Annotated in this window: 15 protein-coding genes; 5 read left to right on the top strand and 10 right to left on the bottom strand. The window is 46.2% G+C overall.

Annotation, left to right across the window (positions count from 1 at the left end):
* Positions 1–91 precede the first annotated feature (91 nt).
* Positions 92–964, bottom strand: coding sequence for a nucleotidyltransferase-like protein (locus tag N288_RS05435; protein ID WP_022543517.1), 873 nt, complete (start codon positions 962–964; stop codon positions 92–94).
* A 307-nt stretch (positions 965–1,271) separates the two neighbouring features.
* On the opposite strand from N288_RS05435, the gene N288_RS05430 reads away from it, so the two are divergent.
* Positions 1,272–1,640 carry a YgzB family protein gene (locus N288_RS05430; RefSeq protein ID WP_009795226.1) on the top strand — a complete coding sequence of 123 codons (369 nt, stop codon included), beginning with the start codon at positions 1,272–1,274 and terminating at the stop codon, positions 1,638–1,640.
* A gap of 127 nt (positions 1,641–1,767) precedes the next feature.
* On the opposite strand, the gene perR is transcribed toward N288_RS05430, so the two are convergent.
* The 6 genes from perR to N288_RS05400 form a co-directional block, all read right to left on the bottom strand.
* A complete protein-coding gene (gene perR, locus N288_RS05425) occupies positions 1,768–2,205 on the bottom strand; it encodes a peroxide-responsive transcriptional repressor PerR (RefSeq protein WP_022543515.1) in 438 nt (145 codons plus the stop codon).
* Between the two features lie 108 nt (positions 2,206–2,313).
* The gene (locus N288_RS05420) at positions 2,314–2,865 is read right to left on the bottom strand and encodes a cob(I)yrinic acid a,c-diamide adenosyltransferase (RefSeq protein WP_022543514.1); all 552 of its coding nucleotides are present in this window, start codon (positions 2,863–2,865) and stop codon (positions 2,314–2,316) included.
* A gap of 1 nt (position 2,866) precedes the next feature.
* Positions 2,867–3,817 carry a D-2-hydroxyacid dehydrogenase gene (locus tag N288_RS05415; protein WP_022543513.1) on the bottom strand — a complete coding sequence of 317 codons (951 nt, stop codon included), beginning with the start codon at positions 3,815–3,817 and terminating at the stop codon, positions 2,867–2,869.
* 218 nt (positions 3,818–4,035) lie between these two features.
* The gene (locus N288_RS05410) at positions 4,036–4,623 is read right to left on the bottom strand and encodes a hypothetical protein (protein ID WP_009795221.1); all 588 of its coding nucleotides are present in this window, start codon (positions 4,621–4,623) and stop codon (positions 4,036–4,038) included.
* A 120-nt stretch (positions 4,624–4,743) separates the two neighbouring features.
* Entirely contained in the window at positions 4,744–5,214 is a 471-nt protein-coding gene (bcp, locus tag N288_RS05405; protein ID WP_009795220.1) for a thioredoxin-dependent thiol peroxidase, read from the bottom strand.
* A gap of 71 nt (positions 5,215–5,285) precedes the next feature.
* Positions 5,286–5,690 (bottom strand): potassium channel family protein, encoded by a 405-nt coding sequence (locus N288_RS05400; protein ID WP_009795219.1) that lies wholly within the window; start codon positions 5,688–5,690, stop codon positions 5,286–5,288.
* Between the two features lie 147 nt (positions 5,691–5,837).
* Between N288_RS05400 and N288_RS05395 the strand changes: the two genes are divergently transcribed.
* A complete protein-coding gene (locus tag N288_RS05395; protein WP_009795218.1) occupies positions 5,838–6,080 on the top strand; it encodes a hypothetical protein in 243 nt (80 codons plus the stop codon).
* Between the two features lie 68 nt (positions 6,081–6,148).
* Here the strand turns inward: N288_RS05395 and N288_RS05390 are convergent, their stop codons facing one another.
* Genes N288_RS05390 through N288_RS05380 form a run of 3 tightly spaced genes read right to left on the bottom strand, consistent with a single transcriptional unit; the run spans position 6,149 to position 8,748 of the window.
* Positions 6,149–6,934, bottom strand: coding sequence for an ABC transporter permease (locus N288_RS05390; protein ID WP_009795217.1), 786 nt, complete (start codon positions 6,932–6,934; stop codon positions 6,149–6,151).
* Between the two features lie 4 nt (positions 6,935–6,938).
* Entirely contained in the window at positions 6,939–7,730 is a 792-nt protein-coding gene (locus tag N288_RS05385; RefSeq protein ID WP_009795216.1) for an ABC transporter permease, read from the bottom strand.
* Positions 7,731–7,740: 10 nt separating this feature from the next.
* Positions 7,741–8,748 (bottom strand): ABC transporter ATP-binding protein, encoded by a 1,008-nt coding sequence (locus tag N288_RS05380; protein ID WP_009795215.1) that lies wholly within the window; start codon positions 8,746–8,748, stop codon positions 7,741–7,743.
* A gap of 450 nt (positions 8,749–9,198) precedes the next feature.
* Here N288_RS05380 and N288_RS05375 point away from each other — a divergent pair, with 450 nt between their 5' ends.
* From N288_RS05375 to N288_RS05365, 3 genes are all read left to right on the top strand, one after another.
* Positions 9,199–10,494 carry a glutamate-1-semialdehyde 2,1-aminomutase gene (locus tag N288_RS05375; RefSeq protein ID WP_009795214.1) on the top strand — a complete coding sequence of 432 codons (1,296 nt, stop codon included), beginning with the start codon at positions 9,199–9,201 and terminating at the stop codon, positions 10,492–10,494.
* A gap of 359 nt (positions 10,495–10,853) precedes the next feature.
* Positions 10,854–15,326 (top strand): glutamate synthase-related protein, encoded by a 4,473-nt coding sequence (locus tag N288_RS05370; protein ID WP_009795213.1) that lies wholly within the window; start codon positions 10,854–10,856, stop codon positions 15,324–15,326.
* Between the two features lie 331 nt (positions 15,327–15,657).
* Complete coding sequence (locus tag N288_RS05365) at positions 15,658–16,737, top strand: FUSC family protein (protein ID WP_009795212.1); 1,080 nt, start codon at positions 15,658–15,660, stop codon at positions 16,735–16,737.
* Positions 16,738–17,057 lie beyond the last annotated feature (320 nt).

Here is a 17,057-nt window from a genome sequence, read left to right as displayed (position 1 = left end):
GTCAGCCACTGTGTTTTTGCTGAACAACTAGCAGCGACGGATATAAATATATCAAGTAAATAATAAAAGGTCAATACGTTTTAATGTTTTTTTAAAATAATTTTTTCGTCCGATAATGGCGGTGATACAAACCAGGGCTTTTCGTCACAATTTCAACTGCCTCTATTAGATGTTTATCGATCAGATATTCAAGCAGCATACTTAAATCAACAGAATAAGCACTTAATTCAGGATGGGTGATCATTTCATTGAAGGACCAGTCCTCTTTTTCGGACATTATATCAGTGAGATGCTGAATCCCGATTTTGGTTTTTGAATGGATCAGGAATTCACTTGCCAGAAAAAGAAGCTCAAGGCGTTTTTCTAATGGCTCTTCACTGATGACAAGCTCTTCATATAATTTAAAGATTTCCGGTTCTATCTGTTTAACCTGATGCCATACAGTGACTTCAGGGTGAAAGCCGCTTTCAATGACAGCAAGCCGCGCCAGGTGGTGAAGAGAATGAACGACATGGTTATAGGCATCGAGATAATGATTATTTTCAAAAAATGCCTTTCCATCCATATAGCGCCTTATTAATTTCGCAAATTCCACGCCCATCTTCAGCTTTCTTCCATAGAACGGGAATTCCTTTAATTCAACTTTCAGGTTGCTTATATACTCATTGCGGTCAAAAACGACTCTCCCATTATATAGCCAATCAAAAATCTTCCTGTTGGAGCCGTGGAGGATCCATTCATTCAGCTGGCTCTCCTTTACGATATGAAGTGCTGCTTTTTTATCATTATAAGTATAATGCTTCACGAAAACCGGCACCTCCGCCTCCTGGACAACGATCAGCAGGACTGCATCGAAGGTATCTGTAACAGGGACCGCTTTATTTCTTTTTTCTATGATCAGCACTCCAAGCGTGTTGGCCTGGCTTGCCCGTTCCTGATAAATAGGGCGAAGAATGTCTTCCATCATCATTCCTCCATTAATATTAGATAAGGATAGATTAATTTGAACTTCAATAACTTAGTGCAGCGGAGCCTATCCTCCGGACCAGCCCCGGGAGGCACTTTGATATTGCCGCAGCACACGGCATTCCAAGTCTGCGCTCATCTGCGCAAGGCCCCTCGCTTTTCTTTTATAGCATATAGGTTCTACAGCCATCCAGGAATTCCTGCTGTCCCCAAGCATTATTCGACAGGATCATTATTCATGTATTGCAGATATCCTTTAGAAAAGCAAATATGGTATAGTTATACTTTGGGAGGGACAAAAAAGAATGGCAAAATATTCGAGCAAGATCAACAAAATACGGACCTTTGCGCTTAGTCTGGTATTCATCGGCTTTATTGTTATGTATATAGGAATATTCTTCAGGACTTCACCGATTGTCATGACTATATTCATGCTTTTAGGCATGCTTTGCATCATCGCCAGCACCGGTGTTTATTTCTGGATTGGCATGCTCTCAACAAAAACTGTACAAGTTGAGTGCCCTAATTGCGGGAAATATACAAAGATGCTTGGCCGTGTGGATATGTGCATGTATTGCAATGAACCGCTGACACTCGATCCTTCCCTCGAAGGGAAAGAATTCAATGAGAGCTACAACAGAAAGGGTTCAAAACAGAAAAAAGCTGAGCAATAAATATGCTCAGAATAAATCGGCCCAGCAGGGATGCTGGGTTATTTTTTTATCCGCAAAACATCCGTAAGCCGCCGATTCCCTCTAAAACAAAAGAAAAAGCCGATAGCAGGCTATCGGCGTTATAGAATTAGTGCGCTTCCTTGCTTGCACAATCCGGGCATGTGCCGTAAATCTCCATGCGGTGATGGCTGATTTTAAAACCTGTTACATGGGAAGCCAGATGTTCAACTTCATCCAAACCAGGATAATGGAAATCCACGATTTTTCCGCAGTTTTCGCAAATCACATGATAATGATGGGTTGTAATAAAGTCAAACCTGCTTGATGCATCCCCATAGGTCAGTTCCTTTACCAGGCCAACTTCACGAAATACTCTTAGATTATTGTAAACTGTAGCCACACTCATATTAGGAAATTTTCCTTCTAATGCTTTATAAATATCATCTGCAGTCGGGTGTGACATGGAGCTTATTAAATATTCAAGTATCGCATGACGCTGCGGAGTAATACGCACTCCTGTATCCTTCAAGGTATCCAGCGCTTCTTTTAACTGTGTTTGAGCCACCGTCATGCACCTCTTTTCCAACAAAGATTCTTACTTTGTAATCTTTATAAATAGTGTACTAACTTTTTATGCTATTTGTCAATATTACTGTATGATGCCTGATTGATTTCAATCCTCTTCGTGAAGATTTTTCTCGTTTTCCCCCAGCTGAAGATTTACATATCTGGCCGTTACAAACAGCAGGTCAGACAATCTGTTCAGGTATGAAAGAACCAATGAGTTAACACCTTCAATCCGCACGGCCTCCCTTTCAGCCCGCCGCACAATCGTCCGGGCAGAATGGAAAGCGGCTCCTGCAGGATTTCCTCCTGGAAGGATAAAATTGGCAAGCTGCGGGAGTTCAGCATCCCATTCATCAATTTTGTTCTCCATGATTTTGATATCACCTTCAGAAACTTTCCACTTGACCTCTTTCCCGGGAGGAGTCGCAAGCTCTGCGCCTACATGGAAAAGGGCTGTTTGTATTTTATGGTATGTGTCTTCAAGCTCTTTTTTACCCTCAAAAAATTCACCCTTTAAATAGCTGAGTGCCAGGCCGATCATCGAATTGGCTTCATCACAGGTCCCGTAAGCTTCTACCCGCATGTCCCCTTTTGATACACGCTCTCCGTATATGAGCGATGTTGTTCCTTTATCTCCTGTTTTAGTGTAGATCTTCAAATTAATACCCCTTCCCAGGATCAATTTTATTCACATAGTCATTCCCGCTTTGTATATATGTATGAAGATTATGGGCAAAAATTTCAAAGGATCTTGGCAGGTACATGGCTGATCTGCTTGATAAGTGCGGAGTGACGGTTATATTGTCCAGCTTCCAGAATGGATGCCCCTTCTCCAGCGGTTCTGTTTCAAAAACATCCAGATAGGCATGTGAAATCAGCCTCTTCTGCATCACATCCAGCAATATTTCTTCCCCGGCGACATCCCCCCTGCCCAAGTTGATGAAGACTGCACTGTTCTTCATCCTGCGGAAGTGCTCCATCCTGAGCAGATGTCTTGTCTCTCCTGTACTGGGGAGCACCGAGATGAGGAAATCAGCCTCCGGTAATAGTATGTCCAACTCTTCAAGGCTGAAAAGGCTGTCAATATGTGGCACAGGCGAACCGCTGCGGTTGATGCCCCAGGTTTTCAATCCAAAAGCTTTCCCCAGCCGGGCTATTTCACTTCCAATTGCGCCGGTTCCAAGGATCAGCATGGTTTTTCCGCGGAGCTCGCCCATCTGGATATTCCGGTCCCAGACTTCATTCTCTTCATTGACAATAAGCTTTTTCGCCTTTTTTTCGTGCATCAGCATCATCCCAAGTGCAAACTCTGCCATCGGGATGCTGTGAACCCCTCTTGCATTAGTAATAAGAATGCCTCTTTCTTCACATTCCTTAAGCGGCATCAATTCCAGCCCCGCGGACATTACCATGATCCATTTCAGCTTTTTGGCACTCTCAATATGCGCAGCTGTCAGATCCTCGCCATAAGTAATGAAGACTTCAGCCTGGGATAATGCCCCTTCAGCCTGCTCCATACTCTCATAAAATTCAAAAGCCGCATCCGGAAAAGTATTCTTAATTTTATCCTGCAGATCCTTTTCCGGCTGCAGAGAAGATACTATTTTCAAACCCGTTCCCTCCTTCGTTTTCTTCATCATATCACCCGAAGGATGTTTTTACATTTTTCAATCGATCATACCCACTTCTTCAGATGCCGAAACTTTCTTGCTCTGCCAGCATAAAAAAAGAACAGACCCTGAAAGGATCTGCTTCAAAGTATCTGAGGAGGTATGCCCTAATCTAATGATATTCAAAACTTGTTTAAATGAATGGACATCCGCCTTTGTTATGTTAAATTGGGCCAGACAGCTGCCCTTTTATGCAGTGGTTCAGCCATTCGCGACCTTTCCCAATATTGATGGAGATATCCTTCATATATCAAAGACAGCCGGGGGATGCCGGCAACGTCATCAGGCCTGATCATTTCACAGCATTTATCAAATGTATGTATCCCGCTCTGTGTAAGAATGGTGGATACGAATTGCGAGCAGGTGAAGGCATCGGCTCTTTGAAATTTTATCCCAAAGATAATGCCGATGCACCCGAGGAGATTATATTTATACCTCAGCGGATCTTCCTCAAATTGCAGGATTATTTTCCGGATGTCTTTATGCTGTGAATCTGAAACCTGCAGCCGGTAAACCGCACATCTCGTATTTCTCTTATGCTTGAACACGCCCCCATCGACCCTTTCCTTAATGAATCCGGCTGAAAAAGGGTTCAAATAGCTGCGCCTCCCGAAGCTGAATAATTGATTGAACTGCCTGTCCAGCGCAATGGAAGAATGATTATACGGAGCTTTCGTATAACACTTTATCAGTCTTGAAAATATCGTTCCTGTATCTGTCAGCAAGATATAAATGCATTTGCTCATCACATATCACCCAATATCCAATCTGGAAAATTTAACCCTTAGTATATTAGACGATTGGCCCCCGCAAATCACTACACTAAAATGAAAAAAAGATTGGATACAAGTATCCAATCCCGTTACTCAGGAAAGCTGCTCCTGTACATAAGCAAGCGCCTCTTCGACATGGCCCTTAACCTTTACCTTCCTCCATTCCTTCACCAGATTCCCTTCTTTATCAATGATGAAGGTGGATCTTTCAATCCCCATATACTCTTTGCCGAAATTTTTCTTCAGCTTCCATACATCATATGCTTCAGCGGCTTTATGCTCTTCATCTGACAGCAGGATAAAAGGCAATCCGTATTTCTCAATAAACTTACCATGCCTGCCAGCTGGGTCCGGGCTTATACCGATGATTACAGCGTCCGCTCCCTGGAACTCCTCATGCTTGTCCCTGAAGTCACATGCTTCGGTCGTGCACCCAGGTGTCATATCCTTAGGATAGAAATACAGGACCACATTTTTGCCCCGGAAGTCTGACAGCTTTACCGGCTTTTCATCTGCGTCCGGCAGTTCAAACCCCGGAGCCTGTTTTCCCAGTTCAATCTGCATATTAATCCCTCCATCGTTGTGATATCATAAGCCTATCCAAAATCTGCCGCAAACACAAATCCGGGACACTGTCAGGACTCTCTGTCGAATACGGCCCTCGCTACAAATGCTGCGGGAATCGTGTAGCCGATCAATGCCTCAAGGACGGCGATCATCCTCCCGATCCCTATAGGGGAAATATCGCCATAGCCTACTGAAAAAAGGGTTACGGCGCTGAAATAGAAACCTGTCTCCAGCCTTTGAAAAAATGTTCCCCCTTCTGCTCCCGCGCTTTCCCGGAGAACCTGGGTACCGTTCTGCTCCATTAAAACGTAAATAAGCCCAAAGCCAATCATGACCGTCACATATATAAAAGCAAGATACAGAAAGTTTTCAAACGAGACTCTTTTCCCGCGGATCTTATGGGGGATAAACAAGGTCCGCAGACTCATCAATACACAGAAGGCAATCAATATCAGCGAAAGATAAAAGACCAAATCAGACCCTCTTCTCCTTTATACTCCCTAGATTTATACGCTTAAAGCAGGGCCTGTATGCCGGCTTGTCTTTTAACAAATAGTGCGGTTCCAGTATTATCCTGTTAAAATAATGAATATCCATTTTTAAAGTGAGAGGAGTTATTTATGTATCTGCTGCTGTCTATATTGCTCGCTGTAATTTTAGGATGCATTTTATTGATGCTGAGTCCTTTATTGGCGGGCATTATTGCTTTCGGGATCATTGCCGGCACTTTGTTCAGAGCGGTTTATATGCTTAATAAAATTTATAAAACACTCCCAAAGCCGCCGGATAAAGCAACGGCTGCTTATCAAAACTATCTCAAAGATATAAAACATTTGAACGAAAAAGAAAACAGCAGAGTTTGAGTTTACACCAAGATCAGAAGACATAAAAAAAACAGCACCTCATTTAAGAGAGTGCTGTTTTTGCCATTCTAATTCCCCGCACCACGGTATTTCTTTACTCCCTGATTCCAGACGATGATGGACAGGCAGAAGAATACCAGACCGATGACTGGCGTCAGGAAAGAATAGGCCAGCCATTCATGCTTCCCAAGGAAATAGGCCGCCGGATAGACACCGACAAACGCGAACGGGAGGATCCAGGTAAGCACAAAACGGATGGCACCATTATATATGTCTACCGGATATCTTCCATAATTCCCGATATTGTACATCATCGGCATGATGGAAGTTCTCGCGTCTGCCCAAAAGCTGATGCACGCAATCAGGACGAAGATTCCCGCGTAAACCATCACACCGCCGAGCACAAGCAGGATAAACAAGAAAGGATCATACCAGCTTATGCTGAGTCCAAGCTGCTCTCCCGCATAAAACATAATCACCAGGCCGGTCACGGCTCCAAACAGAGATTCCAGTTCCATCCTTTCCAGGACAATCTGGAAAAGGCTATGGACAGGTCTGGTCAAAATCCTGTCAAACTCGCCTTTTACGATATATCGTTCATTGAAATCCCAAATATTGAAAAAGGAAGAAAACAGGGCATACGGAACAAGAAAGAAGCCATAAATAAAGATAATTTCATCTCTGTTCCAGCCGCTCAAATAGCTGGTATGTCCAAAGACAACCAGGATAAAGATCAAATTGACTGCCTGAAACAGCAAGTCGGATACAACCTCAACCGCCAAATCTGCCCGATACTCCAGCCTTGTTTTCATATACTGAGACACATATTGGAAGAAAATCGAAATATAAAACAAGCTGTTACCCTCCTTGTATGACCATCTGCTTTTTCGCCGCGGTCCAAAGTGCCTGTATCGGAATGATAAGGATCAGCACCCACACTCCCTGAAGCAGCAGACCATTGATGGCTTCCCCCTGTGTGAAGCCATTGGTGAAAATCATGCTTGGAATATAGCTGATGCCCTGGAAGGGAAGGAATTTCAAGATATCCTGAGCCCACACAGGGAAAAAGGAAAGAGGGATCAGCAGCCCGGAAAACAGATCGATCACAACGCGCTTGGCCCTGATCAAGCCTGTATTATTATATAAGAAAAAAGTCGTAATCCCTGTCAGCAGATTTAATTGGGTATTGATCAAGAAGCTGAGTAATATGGACACTGAAAACAGCAGCCAGGTAGAAGGGTCTGCCGAAATTTCAAGCGGGAAGATCAGGGCCACAATGACCATGCCGGGAACAGAGAAAAAGAACAAACGGAAAATGCCTTCACCAAGCCCCTGCATAGTCTTCATGCCAAGATAATTGTATGGCCTGATCAGTTCGACCGCTACTTTTCCTTCCTTTATTTCTGCAGCCATTTCCCGGTCAATATTATTGAAATAAAAGGCCCTGGCCATCCAGGCAACAGCTACATAGGTGGTCATCTGCAGGACGGAAAGGCCCTCAATGCTCTCTTTCCCTCCATATATCGCAGTCCATAAAAAATAATAAGCGCCAATATTAATGCTGTATATCAGAATGCCTGTATAATAATTCGTCCGGTAGGCGAGCATCATCAAAAAACGGATACGGATCATTTCTACATACTTATCCATTGCTGCCTCCTCAAGCCATGCCTTTATCGTATATATTGCGGATAATTTCTTCGGTTGACGTTTCCATGATTTTAATATCCCTGACCTTGTAGGCCGAGACTGCCCTTGCAATCAGCGCAGAGATGACTTCCTCTTTATCCTCCGCAAAGGCCGTAAAGGCTTCGTCTTCTCCATTCCTTTGCCATTCGACCGGGAGATCAGCAGTAAGCTCTTCCAAGGCTCCCAATTCTGCCTGCTCAAGAAATTCAAACCGTATTTCCTTTCCCTCAGCCCAGGTTTCCTTCAGGCTCTGCAAAGCACCGTCGTATATGATGCGGCCTTCATCAAGCATGACAACCCGTTCGCAAAGTGCTTCAATGTCAGAAAGGTCATGGGTGGTCAAAAGAATGGTTGTATTGTATTTCTGGTTGATTTCTTTTAAAAACTCACGGATTTTCAGCTTAACCAGGACATCTAGGCCAATCGTCGGCTCATCAAGAAATAACAGCGGCGGATTATGGATCAGGGCCGCCGCCAGCTCGCAGCGCATTCTCTGTCCAAGCGAGAGCTTGCGCACGGGCTTATCCAGGAGAGGCCCGATATCCAGCGTCCTGATGACATGGTCCATATGGCTGGCATAATCCTCATCAGAAACTTTATAAACCTTTTTTAAAAGCCGGAACGATTCCTGAACGGCAATATCCCACCACAGCTGGGATCTCTGCCCGAACACAACCCCGATCGTCTGGACGAATTTCTCCCGGTCCCTGTGCGGATTCATCCCGTTGACAGTCACCTCCCCGGAAGTCGGCTCCAGGATGCCGGTCAGCATCTTGATGGTCGTCGACTTTCCCGCTCCGTTTTCCCCTATGTAGCCTACCATTTCCCCCTGCCTTACCTGAAAGCTGATATCGTTGACAGCAGGTACAATCTTATAATTTCGCGTAAACAGATCGCGGAAGGCCCCTTTAAGGCCGGCCCTGCTTGAATAGGCCTTAAATTCCTTGCGCAGGCCATTTACAATGATGGCATCCTTCATGTTTTCCTCCAGTTCAATCCCTTTTTACAAGGGCATATATTTCAAAACATCCAAGGCATCCTGCCTTCTCCAAAGCCGGTGCCCCAAGAACTCATTTTAGCCAAAGGACATCTTTAATACAAATAGCCTGCACTTCTTCCCTCTGGAGCACTCTCCACAGCGGGCTGACTCAGCCAGTAAGGCTTTACGGACAGTTCAGTCCCAGCCCCTTCCTTTTTCCTAACTTTCTTACTATAAGCGCGGGGCTATTACTGCCCGTTAAACTGCGGCATTGGGAAACTTCCCCTTGGACGCCCTTCCCAAGGGGTTAGTTGAACCAGCCGGGCTTTACGGGCAGTTTAGACCCGCACCACTTCCTTTTTCCTAACTTTCTTACTATAAGCGCGGGGCTATTACTGCCTGTTATTCTGCGGTAATATAGAGGGGGAATTACGCCTAAGGAGGAAGAAAATGAATTTCTCAAATTCAGAACGCATACATGAAGAAGCACTTAAACATATTGTGGGCGGAGTAAACAGCCCTTCCCGCTCTTATAAAGCCGTTGGCGGCGGCGCTCCCGTTGTGATGGAGCGTGCGCAGGGAGCTTACTTCTGGGATGTTGACGGAAATCAATATATCGATTATCTGGCTGCGTACGGCCCCATCATCACTGGCCATGCACATCCTCATATTACTGAAGCAATCAAAAGAGCAGCAGAAACAGGGGTCCTGTACGGAACACCTACCCCGCACGAAGTTAAATTCGCCAAGATGCTGAAGGAAGCCATGCCGGGCATGGAAAAAGTCCGCTTCGTCAATTCAGGCACTGAGGCCGTCATGACCACGATCCGTGTGGCGCGGGCATACACAGGAAAAGACAAAATCATTAAATTTGCCGGATGCTACCATGGCCATTCCGACCTTGTCCTTGTTGCTGCAGGCTCAGGGCCATCCACACTTGGAACACCTGATTCTGCCGGCGTGCCGAAAAGCATCGCCCAGGAAGTGATCACGGTCCCATTCAATGATATCGAGCCGTTTAAAGAAGCGATGAGAAAATGGGGAGACGAGATCGCAGCAGTGCTGGTCGAGCCGATCGTAGGAAATTTCGGGATTGTTGAACCAAAGGAGGGCTTCCTGGAGCAGATTAACGAAATTGCCCATGCAGCAGGCTCTCTCGTTATATATGATGAAGTCATAACAGCCTTCCGCTTTATGTATGGCGGCGCCCAGGATATGCTTGGCGTTCAGCCTGACCTGACAGCAATGGGCAAAATCATTGGCGGCGGGCTTCCGATCGGTGCTTACGGCGGCAAACTGGAAATCATGGAAAAGGTGGCTCCATTAGGCCCAGCCTATCAGGCAGGAACAATGGCAGGAAACCCGGCTTCCATTCTTTCCGGAATCGCCTGCCTTGAAGTCCTGAAACAGGATGGAGTTTATGAATATCTCGACAGGCTTGGGCAAATGCTTGAAGAAGGAATCCTGGCAGCTGCGGCTGAGCACGGGGTCCAAATTACCATCAATCGCCTGAAAGGCGCACTGACCATCTACTTTACAGAAGAAAAAGTAGAAAACTATGAGCAGGCAGAAAACACAGATGGCGAGACTTTTGCGCGTTTCTTCAAGCTGATGCTGGAGCAGGGGATCAACCTGGCACCTTCCAAGTATGAAGCCTGGTTTGTAACCATTGCCCATACCGAAGAAGATATACACGCAACTCTCCATGCAGTCAATCATGCATTCAGCATAATGGGCGGAGAATAATTATACAGTTTTTTATGCATAAAAGGAGCCTGAAACGGCTCCTTTTTTAATATAGGTAATATTGAAAACGTTTACAAAATAAGAGGTTTTATCAGCATATCCTTTTCCAGCTCCCTATTCCCCATCCATAGTTTTGTATAATTAATTGATTTCTGAAAATTCTTATGATATGATAGAAATACTAATTTTCGAAAAACTCACTTTTGTTTATTTTGTGTTTTTGAAAAATAAAGTCCCACTTTGTCTGTTTTTCCCCTTATATGTTTCCCCGAAACAATTAACCTTACAAAATTTCATTTTGTATACAGAAAAATCTTATAGGAGGTGAACCGGCTTGGCAATTTGCTGAAGCCGTATTTATGACACAAACTTGGAGCCCATCCCTATTCACTGAATTTAACCGCCAGGAGCACGATGCCTGCGGGATTGTAGCCGCAATGGAAAAGAATAAGATCCCTTCAAGGGAGAATATCTTCAGCTGCATTGACGCGCTTGTCACGATGAATCACCGCGCGGGTTTTATTAACGGAGAAGGCGACGGCGTCGGGATTCACATTGATATCCCGCGCGAGCTATGGAAGCAGAAGCTATCTGACGCCGGTGCCGATCCTGAGGCAGCCTCCCGCGAAGGTTTTGCGGTCGGCCATGTTTTCATGTCAAGAAATGAAAAAAGCTCAAGCATTAAAGCCAGTCTTGCAGAAAAATTAGTAGATGCAGGCTTTGAAATCCTATTTGAATCAGACGAAGTGACAGATTCTTCAGCCCTTGGGCCGATTGCCATCCAGGAAAACCCTATATTCTGGCAGTTTGCCATTGTATCAGAGTTGGAGGGCCAGCCCCTTACGGAAAAATTATTTAACCTCATTATAGATTTCGAAGAAGATGAGCATGTCCATGTGGCTTCTTTAAGCCAGCACCATGCCGTATATAAAGTAATGGGCGCAGGGGATATCCTGCCCAAATATTATCATGACCTTGCGAACCCGCTTGCCGCATCGACGATGACACTAGGCCATAACAGATATTCGACCAATACGCTCTCCAGCTTTTTCCGCGTCCAGCCTTTCAGTGTGCTTGGGCATAACGGTGAAATCAACACAATTGCCAAGCTTCGGGATGAAGCTAAGCTTGCAGGCGTCCCTCTCGTGAAGGACGGCAGCGATTCACAGGACTTGAGCAGAACACTTGAGACGTTTATTTGCCGTGAAAATTATTCGCTTTTTGAAGCGATGGATGTGATGTTCCCGCCAATCGTAAATGAAATCAAGTCATACCCGGTCCATCTCCAGGATCTGTACACCTACATCCGGGAAGGCTGGGGCCATTTTGCCCAGGGTCCTGCAGGCATCATTTCCCGCTTTGCGGACGAGGCAGTATTCAGCGTGGATGCACTTGGGCTGCGCCCGCTCTGGATGCTTGAAACAGAAAGCTCTTATTTATTCTCTTCCGAACCGGGTATTATTCCTTCCAGCGAATATGTAAACGAGCCTAAGCCGCTGGCTCCTGGAGAAAAGGTCGGCCTGAAATGGAACGGAGATGTTCTTGAAGTATTTGAACAGCATGCATACCAGGAAGAAGTATACAAGAGATTCTCAAAGCGGGTGCATCTGGACGGCAGCAGGAAGCGGCTCGAAACGCCAAGGCTGCCCAAAACGATTTCAATGAACTATCCAAGTAAGATCCATAACGGCCAATACAAAGCTTTCGGCTGGGAAAGGGACCAGGTCCAGCTTGTTGAGCAGATGGCTGATAAAGGCATTGAACCGATCCGCTCTTTAGGACATGATGCACCTTTGGCAGCATTGAACCCTGAGCGGAAAAATATTGCCGACTATATAAAGGAAAGTGTGGCCGTCGTGACCAATCCGGCCATTGACCGTGACCGTGAGACAGAACACTTTTCAACCAGGACCATCATCGGGAAGCGCCCTGCCCTCTTCCATTCTGATAAGGAAGTCTCAGGAGTGACTGAACTTCAGACTCCGCTCCTGATTGAAGGAAAAGCAGGATTCGAATGTTCCGGCATCATCCAGCAGCCAAGCTATGACCAGGTGACAGACTATTACCAGGAGCAAAAGCTGACTGCCTACATCCCGATTGTTTTCAGTGAAGATGAAGGCATCCGGGAGGCCCTTGGCCGTTTGGCGGAGGATGCCGTGGCCGCTGTCAGGAGCGGAAAATCCCTCCTCATACTGGATGATTCACAGGCTCACCAAAATGGGTATCTCTGGCTCGATCCGCATTTGGCTGTATCAGCGATCGATCAGGCGCTCGTTAAGGAAGCGGTCCGCAGGGACTGTTCCATCCTGCTCCGTTCGGCTTCCATCCGGTCGCTGCATGATATCATCACCAGCTATGGACTTGGTGCAGATCTGATATCTCCGTACTATATGTTCATGACTGTGCTGGACGAATCTGCCACGCCGCTTGTAAACCTGTACACTGCCTTGACAAAAGGCCTTGAAAAGGTCATTTCTACTATCGGGATCCACGAGCTGAGAGGCTACGGACGCCTATTCTCAAGCATCGGGCTTCATGAGGAGACAGCCGAAATACTGAATATCGTAAACTTCTTCGGTTCAGGAGAGCTTGCCTGCAATTTCGATAGCATGAAGGAAGATGCTATTCAGAGAGCAGAAGATTACCAGAATGAAAAAGAAAGAATCGGAAAAACCTTTCATCTTTTCCCGCGCATCTGGAAAGCCATCGGCGAAGTTGCCAAAACCGGCGACTATACAGCATACGGGGAAAAGATTTCAGAACAGGAGGAGCAGAATCCAACAACGATCCGCCATCTGACCGGCTTCAAGCCTGCCTCCTCCCCTGTATCGCCTTCAGAGGTGAGCCTGAATGTCGGCACGCATGATCTTCCTTTTGTCATTGCTTCCATGTCGTTCGGCTCACAGAATGAGATTGCCTTCAGGGCTTATGCAGAAGGTGCAGACCGCCTGAACATGGTCAGCATGAACGGTGAAGGCGGGGAAATCAAGGATATGCTGGGCAAATACCCGAATACCCGCGGACAGCAGGTTGCTTCCGGCCGGTTTGGGGTGAACGCAGAGCTGCTGAACTCATCAAACCTGCTTGAAATCAAAATCGGCCAGGGCGCGAAGCCGGGTGAAGGCGGACATCTTCCCGGCTCAAAAGTGACAGCGAAGATTGCCGAGGCGAGAAATGCCACCATCGGCTCAGATTTAATCTCGCCTTCGAACAACCATGATATCTATTCAATTGAGGACCTGGCCCAAATGATACACGAGCTTAAGACGGCCAATGATAAAGCAAAAGTTGCTGTAAAAGTCCCTGTCGTTCCTAATATCGGGACGATCTCTGTTGGAATCGCAAAAGCCGGGGCGGATATCATCACTTTGAGCGGCTTTGACGGGGGCACCGGCGCAGCCAGGATCCATGCGCTCCAGCATGTCGGACTTCCGGTTGAAATCGGCGTTAAGGCCGCCCATAACGCCCTGCTTGAAGCAGGACTGCGCGACAGTGTGGAAATCTGGGCAGACGGCGGCATCAAGAGTGCATCAGATGTGCTGAAGGTTATGCTCCTCGGTGCAAACAGAATCGGATTCGGGACACTTTCTATGCTTGCAATCGGCTGTACCACATGCCGCGGCTGCCATCTGGATACATGCCATGTCGGGATTGCGACCCAGATCGAAACAGAAGCGCAGGCAAAAGATCATGGCCTCCGCCGCTTCGTCCCTCGTCAATTCGATTTGGCCGTCCAGGGCATCATGAACTTATATACAGCTTTCGGGACGGAACTCAAGGCGCTGGCGGCTGGACTTGGAATCAGGAACCTCCAGGACGCTGTCGGGCGCTCTGACCTCCTCGAGCAGGCAAAAGGAAAAGAACAGCTTGACCTGACCTACCTCCTCCGCACCCTGGAGATTGGCCAATTGAGCCACCAGGAAGCGGCTGCTTCCCTCGATGCCCACCAGCTTCAGGTTGCAGTAGGCGCAGAATATCTTGATGCAAGCGTAGAAGAGCTTCACCAATCACGCGAATACCAGAGCATTACTTCAGAACAGCGTGTGCTGGGAAGCCGTGTTTCCTGCCACCGTGTCAGAAACCGGCTGGACGGATCATATCAGAGCCTTCCGCCAGTTTCCCTTAAATATAAGGGCGGCTCGATTCCAGGCAATGGGCTCGGAGCCTACAACAGCGCCGGTATCCATATTGAAGTGGCCGGCGGTGCCCAGGATGGCATCGGCAAGACTTCATTCGGCGGAGAGATTCTGATTTTTAAATCAAAAGGAAAGAATGGCAGCTTCTACAACGGATCAGTCGGCAAAGGGTTTGGATACGGCGCACAAAAAGGGCTCCTCGTGGCCCAGGGCAATGCCGATGCTCGGGCAGGCATCCGTCTCTCCGGTGCTGACATGATTATTGGCGGGCAGCTGAAAAAGCCTCTTCCTGAAAAAGAACATGGCAACATCGGGACACATGCCAATATTAAGGGATTTGCTTTTGAATACATGACAAATGGCAGAGGCCTTGTCCTGGGCGATCCTGGACCATGGATCTGCGCGGGCATGACCGGCGGAGTCGTATATCTCCGCCATCAGCCGGAATTGGGGCTCACGAAGGAAGCCCTTCAGCGCAGGATCGCAAAAGGGGCAAAGGTCACGGTCTCTGCTTTATCCTCAAAAGGGCAGGAAGATGTTCAAGAGCTTCTCGGCAATTATATAAAAATGCTCACGGAACAAGGGCAGCACGAAGAATCTGAACAGCTGTCCAAATTGCTTGAAGACGTTGAAAACCACTTCTTCCAGGTAGTACCTGTAAAAGAACAGGCTGACCCTTCTGTTTCTACAGAATGATGGTTCGCCAAAGGCCCGCTCAACATTCTTGAGCGGGCCTTATTTATTTCCTATTTCTTTTTATGCACAGCACAACTGAAGGATCATATGAAGGCCTTTCCCGCCCATATACTATAATCGATCCGGCAATGCGCCACTTTTTTCATGTAAGCGCCTTAATGGAATTTTATCGGAGATTTATCATATTTGTCCCTTGAACTTCAAGGATAATCCCTGTATAGTACATAATTGTTTAACAATGAGCAAATCGGTTTAAAGTAAGTATAAAATAGATAATTGCTGTTCTATTGTAATAAGGCAGCCATTATAAATACGAAAGGATATTATTTGCATGAAGCTTGGAGCCCGAATACTAAAAACGGGAATTGCCATCATACTGTCTTTATTTTTATCAGAAATCTTCAACCTGCCAACCCCTGTTTTTGCAGGCATCGCAGCCATTTTTGCGATTCAGCCTACCATCTACAGATCGTATCTATCGGTAATCGAGCAGATCCAGGGCAATATCATCGGGGCTGTCATTGCCGTCGTCTTTGTTCTTGTTTTCGGAAACAACTATTTCATTGTCGGTCTTGCCGCCGTCATTGTCATCATTATCAACCTGAAGCTGAAGCTTGAAAAAACCATCGCCCTGTCACTGGTGACCTTAATCGCCATCATGGAGACTCCTGGTGATGACTTTGTTCAATTTGCTGTTATCCGTTTTTCGACCATCATGCTTGGGATATTATCAGCTTTCCTGGTCAATCTTGTATTCCTGCCGCCTAAATATGAAAACAAGCTGTATTATAAAATATCCAATGCGACAGAAGATATTACAAAGTGGATCAGGCTGAACGTCCGCCATGCCTCTGAGCATATGCTCTTAAAAAATGATATCGAAAAGCTGAAAGATGATGTCATCAAGCTCGATCAGCTGTACCTTATGTACAAGGAAGAACGTAATTACCTGAAAAAAGACAGTCCGGTTAAAGCAAGAAAGCTGGTCATCTACAGACAGATGATCTCGACCGTTAAAATGTCGCTTGAAACACTGAAAAGGCTGCACCGCCATGAATACGAGCTGCAGCAGATGCCAGAGGATTTCCAGAATTCTATCCAGCAGCAGCTGGACTGTCTGATACACTATCATGAGCATGTGATGCTTAAGTTCATTGGTAAAGTGAAACCTCAGGTGAGTTTTGAAGAAGGCGATATCTGCCTGGACCGCAAGGAGCTGTTCACCTTCTTCCTGGCGCAGCATAAAAACATGGAAAATGATGATGAGCAGATCATCTATCATACGATGCAGATTATTTCTGCCATTATTGAATACGACGAACAGGTCGAGCATTTGGATACATTGATTTCGAGCTTCCAGTCGTATCATAAAGAGGAAAACGAGATTAGTATAGAGGAAAACGAGGAATAAATTACAAAAGCAGCCATCAGGCTGCTTTTGTTAATTCTTCAAACGAAGTGATTAGGTTTTTCCGATAACGGCGGCTGTTGATTTCCGTTACAGGCACTTCGCTTTCCGCGAGGCGACGCTGAGCCTCCTCACCGCTGCGCGTCTGCGGGGTCTCAGCATGGCCGCTGCAATCCCGCAGGAGTCTACGTGCCTTCCACTGCAATCAACAGGCTTTTTAAAGTTTGAGTAATGTAATATCCAAGGCAGCTTTTAAATCTATTAGTTAATTAGGCGCTAAAGAATATTTGTTATCAAACAAAAAAGGGTGCGGAAGATCTTTT

Origin of the sequence: Bacillus infantis NRRL B-14911 (assembly GCF_000473245.1) — a bacterium.
GTDB lineage: Bacteria > Bacillota > Bacilli > Bacillales > Cytobacillaceae > Bacillus_AB > Bacillus_AB infantis.
The sequence above is the reverse complement of the archived record's forward strand: the minus strand, read 5'-3'. Positions and strand labels throughout refer to the sequence as shown.